The sequence below is a fragment of the Desulfurellaceae bacterium genome, assembly GCA_021296095.1.
In the GTDB taxonomy this organism is placed as follows: Bacteria; Desulfobacterota; Binatia; order Bin18; family Bin18; genus JAAXHF01.
Window position 1 is genome coordinate 10,046 of sequence record JAGWBB010000145.1, and the last position, 1,279, is coordinate 11,324.

A 1,279-nucleotide genomic window follows, 5' to 3' on the forward strand; every position below is an offset into this window, starting at 1 on the left:
TGGTCGGAAGAGGATAAAGAATACGTCGGCCTGTGTGCAGAATTCCCGAGCTTGAGCTGGCTTGCTACCACACCAGAGACCGCGCTGAAGGGCATTCGGAACGTTGTTGCGACAGTCGTGCGGGACATGCAGGCAGATGGAGAGCGTATCCCTGAGCCGATTGCGCATAAGCAATACAGCGGGAAATTTGTGGTCCGCGTCCCACCGGAGGTCCATCGTCGTCTTGTTCTTGAAGCGGCTGAAGTTGGGGTGAGTCTCAATCGCCTGGCGAGTGCCAAGTTGAGCCAGAGTTAAGCCAGAGTTAAGCCAGAGTTAAGCCAGTGAGCGGCTTTTCCTGCGCGACGCCTCTCGTCCGTAGCGGGTTTTCTTTCGCCGCAATCCACCCTACAATCCCGTCCCAAGAAAACCAAGCTCAGCAGGAGAGAAATGCATGGCAGGATTAGTCGAAGGAAAAGTCGCCCTCGTCACCGGCGGGGGATCGGGTATTGGCAGACAGGCGTGTCTGGTCTTTGCGCGTGAAGGCGCCCAAGTGGTGGTGTGCGATGTGGCGGTTGAGGGTGGAGAGGAAACGGTCGGCCAGATCGAGCAGGCTGGTGGCCAGGCCACATTCATCAGAGCCGATGTTGCTCAGGCCGCCGAGGTCGAGGCTCTGGTGGCCAAGACGGTTGAGACCTACGGTCGCCTCGACTGCGCGTATAACAACGCCGGTATTGCCGGCCGCACAGCCCGGGTCGCCGACGATAGCGAACAGAACTGGGAGCGCATTCTGGCGATCAACCTCAAGGGGGTGTGGCTGTGTCTCAAATACGAGATTGCCCATATGCTGACCCAGGGCGGCGGCGCCATCGTCAACACCGCGTCTGACGCCGGACTGATCGGTCTCAGGCGCGCCGGCGCGTATGTGGCCAGCAAACACGGCGTGGTCGGGCTGACCAAGACCGCAGCCCTGGAGTACGCCAAAGCCAATATCCGGGTTAACGCCGTGTGTCCGGGACCGATCGATACGCCCATGCTGCGCGAGGCGAGCGAGCGGGTGATCGATGCCATGGCTACGGCTCAGCCCAACGGCCGGCTGGGTCAGCCGCGCGAGATTGCCGAGGCCGCAGTCTGGTTGTGTTCCGACGCGGCCTCGTTTGTGACCGGCCATCCCATGCCGGTGGACGGCGGCTATCTCGCCCAGTGAGTGGCCTGTGGAACAGGCTATAAGCGCGAAAAATAGACCGTGAACCCGGACCGCTCCTGGCTGCTCTCTTCAACCAGCACGCCCTGGGCGCTGGTA

At 61.3% G+C, this 1,279-nt stretch carries 2 protein-coding genes; both read left to right on the forward strand.

The genetic code is table 11. From position 1 onward, the window contains the following. The coding region (locus J4F42_21640) for a type II toxin-antitoxin system HicB family antitoxin (GenBank protein MCE2488126.1) at positions 1-294 on the forward strand (294 nt) is incomplete at its 5' end. Between the two features lie 136 nt (positions 295-430). Further along, complete coding sequence (locus tag J4F42_21645; protein ID MCE2488127.1) at positions 431-1,183, forward strand: SDR family oxidoreductase; 753 nt, start codon at positions 431-433, stop codon at positions 1,181-1,183. The last annotated feature ends 96 nt before the right edge of the window (positions 1,184-1,279 follow it).